Source organism: Caenibacillus caldisaponilyticus (assembly GCF_002003465.1).
GTDB lineage: Bacteria > Bacillota > Bacilli > Bacillales > Sporolactobacillaceae > Caenibacillus > Caenibacillus caldisaponilyticus.
Map to the genome: position 1 here is coordinate 21,119 of NZ_BDDQ01000035.1, position 13,202 is coordinate 34,320.

11 protein-coding genes are annotated in these 13,202 nt (G+C 53.8%); 8 read left to right on the plus strand and 3 right to left on the minus strand.

The annotated features are described in order from the left end of the window. The first annotated feature begins 202 nt into the window (after positions 1 to 202). Positions 203 to 1,153: an L-threonine 3-dehydrogenase gene (locus tag CCB157_RS10970; protein ID WP_077615935.1), complete on the plus strand. Its 951-nt coding sequence runs from the start codon at positions 203 to 205 to the stop codon at positions 1,151 to 1,153. Between the two features lie 193 nt (positions 1,154 to 1,346). Here CCB157_RS10970 and CCB157_RS10975 read toward each other — a convergent pair whose 3' ends face one another. Next, positions 1,347 to 1,550 carry a YfhD family protein gene (locus CCB157_RS10975; RefSeq protein ID WP_077615936.1) on the minus strand — a complete coding sequence of 68 codons (204 nt, stop codon included), beginning with the start codon at positions 1,548 to 1,550 and terminating at the stop codon, positions 1,347 to 1,349. Between the two features lie 179 nt (positions 1,551 to 1,729). Further along, positions 1,730 to 3,817 carry a DNA topoisomerase III gene (locus CCB157_RS10980; protein ID WP_077615937.1) on the minus strand — a complete coding sequence of 696 codons (2,088 nt, stop codon included), beginning with the start codon at positions 3,815 to 3,817 and terminating at the stop codon, positions 1,730 to 1,732. Between the two features lie 281 nt (positions 3,818 to 4,098). On the opposite strand from CCB157_RS10980, the gene CCB157_RS10985 reads away from it, so the two are divergent. The 7 genes from CCB157_RS10985 to CCB157_RS11015 all read left to right on the plus strand — a co-directional run bounded on the left by CCB157_RS10985 (position 4,099) and on the right by CCB157_RS11015 (position 12,622). After that, positions 4,099 to 5,142 (plus strand): multicopper oxidase domain-containing protein, encoded by a 1,044-nt coding sequence (locus CCB157_RS10985; protein WP_077615938.1) that lies wholly within the window; start codon positions 4,099 to 4,101, stop codon positions 5,140 to 5,142. Positions 5,143 to 5,956: 814 nt separating this feature from the next. Continuing rightward, complete coding sequence (locus tag CCB157_RS10990) at positions 5,957 to 6,946, plus strand: helix-turn-helix transcriptional regulator (RefSeq protein ID WP_158077286.1); 990 nt, start codon at positions 5,957 to 5,959, stop codon at positions 6,944 to 6,946. A gap of 183 nt (positions 6,947 to 7,129) precedes the next feature. Beyond that, positions 7,130 to 7,435 (plus strand): HIRAN domain-containing protein, encoded by a 306-nt coding sequence (locus CCB157_RS10995; protein ID WP_077615940.1) that lies wholly within the window; start codon positions 7,130 to 7,132, stop codon positions 7,433 to 7,435. A gap of 420 nt (positions 7,436 to 7,855) precedes the next feature. Continuing rightward, on the plus strand, positions 7,856 to 8,929 hold the full coding sequence (locus CCB157_RS11000; RefSeq protein ID WP_077615941.1) for a hypothetical protein: 1,074 nt from the start codon (positions 7,856 to 7,858) through the stop codon (positions 8,927 to 8,929). Then, positions 8,922 to 10,301: a hypothetical protein gene (locus CCB157_RS11005; protein ID WP_077615942.1), complete on the plus strand. Its 1,380-nt coding sequence runs from the start codon at positions 8,922 to 8,924 to the stop codon at positions 10,299 to 10,301. Before CCB157_RS11000 ends, CCB157_RS11005 begins: the two co-directional genes overlap by 8 nt. Beyond that, positions 10,273 to 10,848, plus strand: a complete 576-nt coding sequence (locus tag CCB157_RS11010) for a DUF8727 domain-containing protein (protein WP_077615943.1) — start codon at positions 10,273 to 10,275, stop codon at positions 10,846 to 10,848. Before CCB157_RS11005 ends, CCB157_RS11010 begins: the two co-directional genes overlap by 29 nt. Next, on the plus strand, positions 10,832 to 12,622 hold the full coding sequence (locus tag CCB157_RS11015; protein ID WP_077615944.1) for a DUF2357 domain-containing protein: 1,791 nt from the start codon (positions 10,832 to 10,834) through the stop codon (positions 12,620 to 12,622). The genes CCB157_RS11010 and CCB157_RS11015 overlap by 17 nt, the downstream gene beginning before the upstream one ends. Before the next feature lie 45 nt (positions 12,623 to 12,667). Here the strand turns inward: CCB157_RS11015 and CCB157_RS11020 are convergent, their stop codons facing one another. Further along, positions 12,668 to 13,006 (minus strand): winged helix-turn-helix transcriptional regulator, encoded by a 339-nt coding sequence (locus CCB157_RS11020; protein WP_077615945.1) that lies wholly within the window; start codon positions 13,004 to 13,006, stop codon positions 12,668 to 12,670. Between the last annotated feature and the right edge of the window lie 196 nt (positions 13,007 to 13,202).

The following is a 13,202-nucleotide window of genomic DNA, read 5'->3' on the forward strand; positions in this document are numbered from 1 at the left end:
GCACCTGCATATGGAAGAGGCCTTGTCTGCTACTTTACGAGCACATGCTATCGTGCCGGCAATTATGGTATAATGCTGTCGGTCCGCTTACGGCCAACTTTTTTGCGTTGAAACATGGAGACGGTGTACGGTTTTCCGCGACGTTGCAAGGCGGAAGAAAATAGACCGGTTTTTCATTGGCCAGAGGATGGAGGGTTCAGGGATGAAAAAAATATTGATCACCGGCGCTTTGGGACAGATCGGGTCGGAACTCGTCATGAAATGCCGCGACGTGTACGGCGCGGACAACGTCATCGCCACCGATATACGCACGGCGGACAGCCCGGTTGTCCATTCGGGACCGTTTGAATTGGTGGATGTGACCGACCGCCAGGCGTTGTACGACACCGCGAAAAAGTACGGCGTCGACGCCATCATTCATCTGGCGGCTTTGCTCTCGGCGACCGCCGAGAAAAAACCGCTTTTCGCCTGGAATTTAAATATGGGCGGGCTGGTGAACGCCTTGGAAGTGGCGCGCGAACTGAAGTGTCAATTCTTTACGCCAAGCTCCATCGGCGCTTTCGGACCGACGACGCCAAAGGTCAAAACGCCGCAGGATACGATCCAAAGGCCGACGACGATGTACGGGATCAATAAAGTCGCCGGGGAATTGTTGTGCGATTATTATTTTCATAAATTCGGCGTCGACACGCGCGGCGTTCGTTTTCCCGGTTTGATTTCCTACGTGACGCCGCCGGGCGGCGGGACGACCGATTATGCGGTGGAAATCTATTATAAAGCCGTGGAGGAAGGGCGGTATACAAGTTACATCGCCGAGGGAACTTATATGGACATGATGTATATGCCCGACGCTTTAAATGCCATCCTCACCTTGATGGAAGCGGACGGGAGCAAGCTGGTCCACCGAAACGCCTTTAACATTACGGCGATGAGCGCGGCGCCGGAGGATTTCGCCGCGGCGATCCGCAAACACATTCCCGATTTTGAAATCGAATATGAAGTCGATCCGGTGCGGCAAGCGATCGCCGAAAGCTGGCCGGATTCGCTCGATGATTCGGCGGCCCGTGAAGAATGGGGATTCCGCCCCGAATATGATCTTGAAAAAATGACCGCCGACATGCTGACAAAGGTGAAAGAAAAACTGCGTAAATAATCGGCCTGGGGGCGCCATGCTTAAACTTAAAAGGGATGTTTTCGGCAAAAATCCGGAAACGGTTTGCTATCGTCCGTCGCGCCTCACACCATGAAATGAACAACAACCGCCGCGTTCTCTGCGGCGGTTGTTTTTGCGCGCATTATTGAGCCGTGAACGGCTCAAGGACGGGACGCCGCTGTTTGACATGCGTTCAGGAACGCGGCTCGGGATCGTGCCGTTCCACTTCCGTAGGAGACAAACCGGGACGGGCTTTCAATGAATAACGATCGTCCACGGCTTTCGCCACTTCGAGTTCCTCTCCGTCGATGGAGGGGCGTTTCCACTCCGCCGGGGTTTGCGGCAACGTTAACCGGTTTTTGTCTTGATTGACGCGATGTTTTTGTCCTCTGCCCATTCGGATCCGCCTTTCTTTACTTGGGAGTTGATAACCATAGGTTGCCCGCCCGCGTTGTAAATTAACCTAAAAAACCGGACAGGGAGCCCTGTCCGGTTGGTTGAATGAGATTGCCCGGGAAAACATGTTTCGTTGGAGTAAAGCGCGCGCCGGGAGGTATGCGGCGGTGCGCGTGCCGCTTATGACTGATCTTTTAAGGCGGCTTTCAGCGCTTCGGCGAGGGGGTTGCCGAATGCTTCATCTTTTTTGCTGTATTTCTTCAGCAGTTCCCGTTCTTCGCGCTTGGAGACGGTTTTCTTGATCTCCTCGGCTTTTTCCACGATGTTGCACATGCGGCATTTGAAGTAAAGCCCGGCTTTTCCTTCGTGAATTTCCATCCGCTTGTGGCATTGCGGGCAGCGGCGGTTGGACAGTTTCGGGTCTTTCCGACGCCGGTAGCCGCAGGAACGGTCGGGGCAGACGAGCATGCGCCCGTCTTTCGTTTTGATTTCCCGCAAAAACTCCCCGCATTCGGGGCACTTGGATCCCGTGATGTTGTGGGCGCGGTACGTCTGGTCGCTTTCTTTAATTTCCGCGACGAGGCGTTCGGTGAGCTTGCGGATGTCTTTCATGAAGGCGCCGGGATTGCCTTTGCCACGGGCGATATTTTCCAATTCCTGCTCCCAGCGCGCGGTCATCTCCGGCGATTTGAGTTGGTCATTGACGAGTTCGATGAGCTGCTTCCCTTTGGGCGTCGGATAAAGGCGGCCGTTTTGGCGGTCGATGGCTTGGGACTGCAGCAATTTTTCAATGATATCAGCGCGCGTGGCCGGTGTACCCAGTCCGTACTTTTCCATCCGCTGCAACAGATCGGCTTCGCTGAACCGCTCGGGCGGCTCCGTCCAATGCTGCTCGATGCGGAGATCCTTGACGCGGAAGGTTCTTCCGGGTTCAAGCGTCTCCAAGGAACGGGCATCGCCCTCTTCTTTGCCCGTGACGAGGCGGAATCCCGGGTCCGTGCAAACCGTTTCTCTGACGACGAATGTTTCGCCGGAGATTTCAAACACCGTCTGCACGTGCTCATACCGGCAAGGCGGATAGAAAAGGGCCAGGAAACGGCGGACGATGAGATCGTACAACTTACGCTCATCCGCGCTTAAATCCTCGATGAAAACCGGTTCGTCGGTCGGAATGATCGCGTGGTGATCGGTCACCTTTGCGTCGTTGAACACTTTTCCCGCCAGAACCTTGCCTTTCCGTTTAAGGGCGGGGCGGACCTCGTCGGGATAAGCGGCGGCGACCGCCTTCAACCGTTCGGACATGGTCGCGGCCATATCTTTCGTCAAGTAGCGCGAATCGGTGCGCGGATAGGTGACGAGCTTGTAATGTTCATACAACCGCTGCAGTGTGGAGAGCGTCTTTTTCGCCGAGAAGCCGAAGCGGCGGTTGGCGTCGCGCTGCAGTTCCGTCAAATCGTAGGGGAGCGGCTGAGATTCTGTTTTTTCTTTGCGCTCCGCGGTGCGGACGACGGCGGTTTGGCCCGCGGCTTTCGCCATGATGGCTTCCGCTTCTTCTTTGTCGAACAAGCGCTTTTCGCCGCGGCGTTCCCAGACGGCCGAAAACGGGCCGACGTCGGCCGTAATCGTCCAATAGGCTTTCGGTTTGAATGCCTGAATTTCTTTTTCCCGTTCGATAATCATCGCCAAGGTCGGCGTTTGCACGCGCCCGGCGGAAAGCGGGTCGTTGTATTTGGTCGTGAGCGCCCGCGTCACGTTCAAGCCGATGAGCCAATCGGCTTGCGCGCGGCAGACGGCCGATTGATAGAGGCGATCGTATTTTTCGGCGGGCGCAAGCTTCTGAAAACCTTCGCGAATGGCGCGATCGGTCTGCGAGGAGATCCAAAGGCGCTTCACCGGTTTTCGCCAGCGAATTTTCTCGATGATCCAACGCGCGACCAATTCGCCTTCCCTTCCGGCGTCGGTGGCGATGATCAATTCTTTTAGGTCGCGCCGTTTGGCGAGTTCGTCGATGGCGCGAAACTGCCGGCTCGTTTCCCGGATGATTTTCAAGCCCATTTGGTTCGGGATGATCGGCAAATCTTCCATCCGCCAATCTTTATATCGGCGGTCATAGTCTTCCGGCATTTTCAGTTCCACAAGGTGGCCGAGCGCCCAGGTAACGACGTAGCGCGGACCTTCGATATGGCTTTTATGCATTTGTTTACAACCGAGTACGCGGGCGAGATCGCGGGCGACGCTCGGTTTTTCCGCTAGGACGAGAGATTTCATGTCCGTTGCTCCTCTCAAAATGAAAACCTTAATTTGGAAACGCGCCGTGCGGCTTCCGATTCTCAAGCTCATGCTTCCGATCGGGTGGCGTTCACTCTTTATCATAAAAGACCGAACCAATTGGGAGCAAATTAAAAAATACCTCCACCGAGTTTCGGCTTTGTGGGAAAATTGAACGAAGCGATTTCAAAAAAAGTTATGGCATCTGTGACGGGATTCACCCATTTGCCCCTCCCGTTTTTTTAGGATGGGTTTGAAGACGATCGGGAGGAGGCAGATGTATGAAAAAGAAGACGCGCAACCTTTGGCTGGTGCTCGGCATGATGGGCCTTGCGGCGGTCATGTTGATCAGCAGTTGCGGCAACCGCGGTGATGCGGAGGCGACGAACGACGATAAAACACAAATGTCGACAACGGCGGACGATATGGCGTCCCATGCGGTCCAGGCCCACCGGAAGCTCAATCAGAAACCCGTCCCGGTCAAAATGGAGCGCATGGGACAACATGAGGTACATATCCGCTTGACGGCCCAAGTGACCGATATCCGGGTGGACAAGGGTACCGAGTATAAAGCGTGGACGTTCAACGGGCAAGCCCCAGGGCCGCTCCTCGTCGTCCGCGAAGGCGATCTCATTCTTCTTTCGCTGACCAACAAGGATCCCGCTATGTCCCACAGCATGGATATGCACGCGATCGAAGGGGCGCCTTCCAAACATTTCACGGACGTTTCGCCCGGGCAAACCGTCACCTTTACTTATCGCGCCGACCGGCCGGGCGTGTACATGTACCATTGCGGAACCGCTCCGGTCTTGCAACACGTCGCGAACGGCATGCACGGGATGATCATCGTGAAGCCGAAGGCCGGTTATCCAACGGATCGCGATGTTGACCGGGAATATGTCATCATCCAGAACGAGTGGTACAAGGCGAATGACTATCAAGACATGTTAAACGGTATGCCCAAAGATGTCGTCTTTTCGACGAAGGCGTTGAAAAGCGGAGATCCGAACACGAACGGCGACACGTTCACGCTTAAAGATCATCCGCTGACCGCTAAAGCCGGGGACCGGGTGCGGATCTATTTTGCGAACATGGGGCCGAACCGTTCCAGCGCTTTTCACGTCGTCGGCACGATTTTCGGCGATGTGTATGTCAATGGGGCGCCCGAAAACCATATGAAGGATTTGCAAACGGTGCTCGTTCCGGCGGGCGGAAGCGCCGTCGTCGAGTTTACCGTCAAGGAACCGGGCCGCTATACGATCTTGGATCATTCGCTCGCCGATGCGGAGAAAGGCGCGATGGCGTACCTCGATGTTAAAAAATGAGAATGTCCATCGTCTAGCTAAAAGTAGCCTTGCCGTCCGGTGCCGAAAGGGGCCGAGGCGTTCCAGCCGGGCGCCTATCTGTATGCAAACGGCACGGGGCAACGCAAAACTTTGGATCCAATCGCTTTCATTCTAATGGGGCAGATCGAATGGCTCGTTTCGGTCTCCCCTCATTTTGTTTGCGCTCGCCTCACTCTTTCCTGATTTGAAATGGCGGGAAAATGCCGGAGCCGAAAAAGCAACATCCCCCGCGAAACGGGGCAAGCCCTTTGGACGGACCCTATTTTGAAAGCGTTGACGACGATAGTTATCCCCTTTATGGCATGGGTTTTTTTGTAAGATTGCCATGAAACATCTTCAAGGAGGAGGGCACTATTTCAAAACACGCATCATGCGGGCTGCGCTTCTCGGATTTTGCTTGTCCGTCCAGAACACGGTGGGGAATCGCCATAGAGCGACATCGTTGTGAAAAAAGGGAAAACACTGTCGGATGAAGAATTTGTTAAAATGGACTCGGATCCGAATAGGTTGGAAAAATGCCCCAGATTTTTTACCCGCTTTCCGGAGATCTCGACACCGTAATCGGCCGCTTTACCTTGCGTTTTGACGAGGTTTTCGAAAGGATAACCCTTGGCATTCGGCCGTTTGTCTTCCCGTCATCGCCGCAGCGTCACGGAGACGGACACTCTCGGGGGAACGGCTTTCGCTTTGGCCATCTTCAAGGCTTGACCGGACGAAGCGATGGAATGTCCGGTTTTGCAAGCAGATGTTCGCGAAGGGAATGAAACAACCGTCTTTAGGAAGGGGGATCGGTGTGGCCGAGGTGAACATTCGCCGCCGGCTTTTGGCGCTCATCGATATTTTTGTGAACGAAACCGACGAAGACCACCAATTGTCCTTGCAAGACATTAAAGAAAAATTAAAGCTGCAGTTCGGCCCGGATTACCATGTGAAAGATTCGGTGCTCCGGGAGGATCTCGATGCGATCAGCCAAACGCTCATGTCCCTGACGGTCAACAACGGCCCGCACGGGAAAAAGTATTACAGTTTCCAAGAAAGGTTGTTCGAACGTTACGAGTTGCGCATGCTGATCGACGCGGTCGTAAGCGCCCGATTTATTACGAAGAAAGATGCGAAACGGTTGATTTCGAAAATCAAAAAATTGGCAAGCCGTCACGAAGCGAAAAAGCTCAATCAAAATCTGTACGTCGAGGACACGGTAAAAAGCGAAAGCGACACGTTGAAGTACGACATTGACCAGCTCCACAACGCCATATCGGAAAACAAGAAGGTGTTGTTTCAGTATGGCACCTATGACGTGAACAAAAAGTTCGTGCTTCATCGCGACGGGGAATGGTATTCGGTCAAACCGTATTCGCTCATCTGGTATAACGACTTTTATTATTTGGTCGGCGAATACGAAAAACTTGGGGAAGTGCGGCATTACCGGGTCGACCGCATGCGCCGCGTCACGGTCAAGGAAGAAACCTTTAAGCGGCCGACGATTAACATTGGCGAATACGTGAAGAAGTCGTTTCAAATGTTTACCGGGCCTGAAGAGTGGATCGAACTCCAAGTCTCCAACCATTTGTTCAACGTGATGTTGGACCGGTTCGGACTCGACATCAACATCACGCAGAAGAACGACGACTCCTTTGTCTTTAAAACCAAGGCGGCGATGAGCGACGGGCTCATCGGATGGCTGCTCAGCTGGGGCAGCGACGTCAAGGTGCTCGCGCCCGACGCCCTGATCGAACGGCTGAAGGAACGGACGGAAAAAATGTATCACCTCTATCACAGCTGATCCAAAAGCGGATCAGCTGTTTTTTTAAAATAAAAGCAGACCGGGCGGAGGTTGTTATCGCGAGGTTTCGCGCGCCTTCGCTGTTTCCGGGACATGCGCGTAGGATCGAGGAAGCGACAGGCCGATAAAGGTTTGCGATCGGCCCATCTTCGTAAAAACGGCAGAAAACGAGGGGGGATGGCGATGGCTTCTGCTCGATTCGTGGCGATTGTCGGTACGCAGTATTATTTCGGCGCCAAAGTGTTTCAACTGGATCAGACCGTCGTGTTGCGGAAAGATAAAGAGAACGTCCACGACGCCGAAGCGATCCAAGCGGAAATCGTTCCGATCGGCAAGGTCGGCTATATTGCCAACAGCGTCCATACCGTGCCGAGAGGCTGCCATAGCGCCGGAAGGATTTATGACACGTTTGAGGAAACGCTTCAAGGCAAGGTTCGTTTTATCGTCAACGATGTCGCCATCGTGGAACTGACCGATGCATCCGCGTAACGTTTTGGAATTTGGCGGATCGCGCAGGCGCAAAAGGCGACAAACACCCAACGCCGGTAACCCGGCGTTGTTTTTTTGCGCAATCGAACGCGCTTTCCGGTTTTTTCTATTCATCCATAAGAAAGGGTTCGCGGTAGGCCATGGCGAATGTTTATAAGAATACGAATACCATAAAAAAAAACAATTCGATCATGGCGTTATTCTTTCGCGATGGCACGCGCCTGCGGCTTGATGGGATGGCGCGCCGGTAGATTCTCTATCGTGGCCATGGCCTGAACGTCTGCGCGGCTTCTGGTTCGTCGGCGTCAGGCGCAGGGGTGCGGCCAGACTTGACCGCCGTTCGATGCGGCAAAGCCTCCTTGACCGCGCGTTGAACGGGGCGGGCCGCAGAGGGGCAGGCAAAAGCAAGGGGGGGAAGGGATGAACGTAAACTTATGGAAATGGATTTTGGAGCACATGGACGACCGCCGGCTCATGGCGTTAGTCAACCGCGGCGATCTGACGATTCCGGGTTTTCGAAGGATCACGCCGAAGACGATCGGCAAGGCGAAGAAAAAAATTGTTGCGGAAGCGGTCAAGGGCGCCAACCGGGAAAAGCTCATCGAACGTTTTCGACAAGTGACCGCGAAAGATCGAGACGGCCTCCGAGGCGAAGAGCTGTCCATCATAAAGAAAAGGCTTGAAGAAGGCCACTTGGAACCAGTGATGACCATGGCGGCGCTGGCGGCCGGCGAAGACGCGGAAACGCGCGAGCGGGCGCAACGCTTATTTCACGAGATCACGCCTTTGAAGTTGTCGCAATGGGCCCGCCGTTTTGCGGAGGCCAGCGCCTCGCGGGAGCAAGTTCAGAAACACAAGGGAGAAAAGGTGGTGGATCCCAACGCCTTTCAGCGGCTCCAAAAGATGTGGGAGAAATCGGAAGCCAAAAACCTCGAGTTAAAGCAGCGCTTGGAGGAAACGGAAAAAGATTACCTCCAGTTGAAAAGGGAGAACGCCGAAAAGGTTAAAGCCTTGAAACAGGAAATGATCCGGCTCGAACAAACCGTCGGGCGCCTTCATCATGAAGTCGCCAAACTTTTAGAAGAAAACGAGCGGTTGAAGGCGGCCAATGACGAACGAATGCGCCGAACGGCAGACAAAAAAGAAGAATGGGAGCGGCAGCAAGAAGTGGCCGCGGCGAAGGATGCGCTGGAGAGCGCGGATATCCGGTCTCAGCGGACCGTGCGCCGAATCGCCATGATCGGCAACCCGAAAAATCCGTCCATCGAACAAACCGCCGGTTTCGACATTGAAATGATCGAACCGGCGGAACTGGAAAAGGCATTGGCGGAAAAGCGCTTTGACGACGTCGATGAAGTGTGGCTCTTGACCTATCGGACGCCGCTCGTTTACCAGCGGATGGTCAAGCGCCGCGTCAAGGTCGACCGCCTCGTCAGTTTTAATCATTTTATCGCTTTAAAAAAACATATGAAGAAAGGATTGTCTGATGAATAACAAACTGTGGCCGATTGATATGGTGGGCGTTTTGCCCGATGATCGCCGTTTTCAGGAAAAATTCGGAAAACATTCGGTCTTTCGCAATCATATGAATGTGATTCAATTCAATTTAAAAATGATCAGCCGACCGCCTAACCAATTTCCCAATGTGGAATATTTTACGGGATTTAGTCATGATTTGGAAAAATGGGGGTTTGAAGATAATGTCTATCTTAAAGACGAAGCGCGCATCGCCCGCCTGCGGTCATTTTTGGACGATATGCTCGTGGTCTTTCAACCGGAACGGCGCCTCGTGCAAGAAAATAAAACCGTATTCGTAGCACAGAACATACGGGTGATCCCGAAATCCGAAGATTACCGGACGGAAGACGTGCTCGTCGGCCTGCCCGTCTTCAGCCGGGCCGCGCACGGTTATGAAACCGATGAATTTTTCGATCGTTTAAAAAACCGCAAGTATCTCGGCCATATCGATTTCATATCCAATGAACCGGAAGATACGCCGCCTTATATTTTATGGAAGGATGAAAACGACAATTTTTACGCGTGCGGACGGTTCGAGCACCATCATCACGCCTACGGCGGCTTCAAATTCATTGAGGCGGGCCGGATAAAGGTCATCCCTTTTGAGGAAGAGTGGTTGTTTAAATCTTACCAGATTGGAAATCTTCTTTATGTCCCGTTAAAAATTATTGAGGCCATCGATAAAAAAAGCGCCGAACATCCGGCGTTTTCGGGGCGTTTGGCGACGGCTCTGCCGCCGGCGTCCGCCCGCGTTTCCGAAGAAGGCGCCTTTCCAAGGACGGAAGACGATGAGCTCGAACAGGCATTTCTTGATCGTTTGGTCGCTTTGACGTGCGCGCAAGGATTGTTTTATGAAGAGAAGGATTTGTACAACTTCCATACGGCCATGAAGGTCTCCGGCCTCGTCATCTTGTCGGGGATGAGCGGGACGGGAAAATCGCGGCTCGTTCACGCTTACGCCAAGGCGCTCGGCCTCGAACCGGATCGGTTGGCCTTCATCCCGGTCCGCCCGTCATGGACGGACGATGCCGATTTGCTGGGCTATCCCGACACGCTTCACGGGGTCTACCGCCCCGGTGACGCCGATCTCGTCAACCTTTTGCTTGAAGCGGAGAAAGAAGAAAACCGCAATAAATTGTTTATGGTCTGCTTTGATGAAATGAATCTGGCCCGCGTCGAACACTACTTTTCCCAATTTTTGTCCGTGCTCGAAATGGACGGTCCAAACCGCGTGCTCCGGCTGTACAACGACGAGCTCGCCGGCGCGTTAAAAAAACGCCGCCCATTACAAACCGACGGTGACCATCGGCGACAACGTGTTGTTCGTCGGCACGGTCAATCTCGATGAATCGACGTTTCATTTTTCCGATAAAGTTTTGGACCGCGCCAATGTGATTGAATTAAAAGTGCTGCCGTATTCGGTGTTGAAAAAAGAGCCGCGGACAAGCGGTTTGGAATCGTGGGAAGCGGTTGATTCGGCGGCTTATGAACGCATGAAAAACCGAAGCGCCGCTTTTGAATTGACCGAAGCGGAAATCGATTTTTTCTGGTCGCTGCACCAAGAATTGCAAAATCTGTCGACGAAGCTCGGGATCGGGCCGCGGGTCATCCGCCAGATTGACGCTTATTTAAAAAACATCCCGAAGAACGGCGTGTTGACGCGCGCGGAAGCCTTGGATTTGCAAGTCGTGCAACGCGTGCTCACGAAAGTGCGCGGGACGGATGAAATGCTCGGCCGCTTTTTCGGCCCGAAGAAAAACGGGGTGCTGACGGAAGCGGTGAGCCGGTTTATCGAATGGCTCGATCAATTCAAGGCGCTGTCCGATTTCAAGGAGACGCGCCGGGTGGCCTTACAAAAAATGAAGGAACTGAACGACAATGGCTTTACCCTTTAAAGTGACGTTCAAACAGGGGTACCGGGTCGTGCCGGTCTTGGATTTCAGCGAAAACGACGCGGTGGACCGCCTGCCGGAAACCGTTTTGTATGAAAACGTGCCGCTCACGGTGCTGTTCGAATCCGACGACGATCAAGCCCGTTTTTACATGGACGGCCTTGACGCTTTGCCGGTTCGGCAAATTCGTGAAGATGACGAAACCGGCGAAGCGTATCTCGCGCCGTCGCCCCACCCCGTCGTTCTTTATGAGAACACCGAAGCCTTTTATCCGTTTATTCCTGGCCATTATCGCATCGAGGTTGCGGCGCGCGGCCGCACGTATTACTCGTGGATGACGATTGCGCCGAAACAAGTCGACCGGGCGGCGTGGCAGGCGATGCGCGATGAAATCGAAGCGGTTTTGACGGGGCTTGCCCGCGACTTCGGGCGCCAAGCGACGGTCGGCGTCCCGCTCGGAGAAGAGGGATTGTCGCCGCAAGCGGTTCGCATGCTGACGACCGTCAAACAGCGCTATGCGTCGATCATGGCCGCCATTCACGACATTTACAGGGCGCCGCGCGGGAAGATCAAAAAAATTTATACGCGCGTCCCGGCCGGACGGTTCGCCGTTTATGATGAAGCGACGATCCGCCATCGCCTTCGCCATCCGGAAGAAATGCGGCGTTTGAAAGTGCCGCAACGGGAAATCGACTACGATCTCATCGAAAATAAAATGTTAAAACGCTTGATCCGCGCCTGGATGGCCGTTTTGGCGGACCATCCCGGACAAGGGAAGCGAAACGGAACGGAACCGGACGACTGGCCCGGCGCGAGGGAGGGGGCAACGGATGATCCGGCCCGCGGCATTGACGAGCAGGAATGGGCGGATCGGCTTCTAAAAATGAAAAAGGCCTTGCAGCGGCTTTACAACGCCCCTTGGATGAAAAAAGTCGATGCGACGAAACCCGTCTCCGCCTCGCCCCATGCGCTCAGCGACAGCCGTTACCAAGTCATGGTCCGATTGTACGAGGAATGGTTCAAGCCTGCGGCGCCTCGCGAGGCGGCGGGGCCGTGGAAACGGACCGACAAGCTTTATGAAATTTGGGGCGTCATCAAATTGATTCGCTGTTTGAGCGAAGGTCCTCTCGGCTTCCGGCCGATTGAAGGATGGTTGTTCGACGGGAAGGAGGACTCCGGCGCCATTCAGGATTTGCCGGAGGGGACGCGCATTGTTTTTGAGAAGGGCGCGGCCCGTATTCATTTGGTCTACGATGAAAAACTGCCGAGGACGAGCGGGCCGACGGATCCGAACCGCTTGCCGCTTTTCATGACCCACGGCCACAACCGTCCGGATGCGCGCCTGGATTTTTACGTGGAAGCGGTGTATATCGGCAGTTTATTGGTGGATTTTAAATACCGTCCCCGCGCTTATATCTGGCAACCTGAGCAGCTTGAAACGGGAGTCCGTCCCAAAGTCATGGCCCAGCTGATCGATTACGGAAACGCGTGTCGGTCGCGGTTTCTTTTTGGAGCGCCCGATCATCCCTTTTTTTTCGGGATCAACCCCGTCCTTGAAGTGTGGGGGCTTTACCCCGACGAACAGCGTTCCGGGGAAGTCATTCATGATCCGGACTACCGATTGCGCCTGATGGACATGACGCCCGGCCGGTCCGATGTCCACGTCGTCCAGGCGCTTGAAGCCTATTGGCAACGACTGTTTAAACGGTACGAGTGGGCGCGGGCGGCGTGGAGCCAGGAGTTTTTTGAAGAGGAGCGCACAGACGGCGATCAATGAAAAAATCGGCCGCTTAAGCGGCCGAAAATCAAAACACGTTCATATTCATGTGGAAGCGTCTTGTTTTTCTTCGGGCGAAATCCATTGTTCCGCCCATTTTTGGATTGCATCCATCACCGGCTTTAACTCGTGCCCCTTTTCCGTCAATTCGTATTCGATGCGGACGGGGGTTTCGGGATAAACGATCCGCTTGAGGATGCCGGCGGCTTCCAATTCTTTTAAACGCTCCGCGAGCATGCGGTCGCTCATGTGCGGGATCATTTCGGATATATCGCAAAACCGGCGGCAGCCGGAAAGAAGCGCGTGGATGATCAGACCGGTCCACCGTTTTCCGAGCAATTCAAAAGCCGATTCGAATTTGGGGCACATCTTAAGATCAACCATGTGTCAAACCTCCATTCTCTATTCTTCATTATAACATTGTTCTTGACAAAAGTAAGTCACTATATTATCGTAACTCTTGCAGCCATTACTTACATTAAGTAAGTCTGTTTAAAAATAAAAGTTAGACGTCAACGATCGGGAAACAGGCGTCATCGTTTTTCCGAGCGCTTTTCGTTCACTTTCAAGGAGGGGTGTT

What these genes read in the sequence shown, in the direction of transcription:
- CCB157_RS11015 (WP_077615944.1), top strand. Translation starts at nt 10,832, where the DNA reads ATGGCTTTACCCTTTAAAGTGACGTTCAAACAGGGGTACCGGGTCGTG.
- CCB157_RS11020 (WP_077615945.1), bottom strand. Translation starts at nt 13,006, where the DNA reads ATGGTTGATCTTAAGATGTGCCCCAAATTCGAATCGGCTTTTGAATTG.
- CCB157_RS10975 (WP_077615936.1), bottom strand. Translation starts at nt 1,550, where the DNA reads ATGGGCAGAGGACAAAAACATCGCGTCAATCAAGACAAAAACCGGTTA.
- CCB157_RS10985 (WP_077615938.1), top strand. Translation starts at nt 4,099, where the DNA reads ATGAAAAAGAAGACGCGCAACCTTTGGCTGGTGCTCGGCATGATGGGC.
- CCB157_RS11005 (WP_077615942.1), top strand. Translation starts at nt 8,922, where the DNA reads ATGAATAACAAACTGTGGCCGATTGATATGGTGGGCGTTTTGCCCGAT.
- CCB157_RS11000 (WP_077615941.1), top strand. Translation starts at nt 7,856, where the DNA reads ATGAACGTAAACTTATGGAAATGGATTTTGGAGCACATGGACGACCGC.
- CCB157_RS10995 (WP_077615940.1), top strand. Translation starts at nt 7,130, where the DNA reads ATGGCTTCTGCTCGATTCGTGGCGATTGTCGGTACGCAGTATTATTTC.
- CCB157_RS10980 (WP_077615937.1), bottom strand. Translation starts at nt 3,817, where the DNA reads ATGAAATCTCTCGTCCTAGCGGAAAAACCGAGCGTCGCCCGCGATCTC.
- CCB157_RS10970 (WP_077615935.1), top strand. Translation starts at nt 203, where the DNA reads ATGAAAAAAATATTGATCACCGGCGCTTTGGGACAGATCGGGTCGGAA.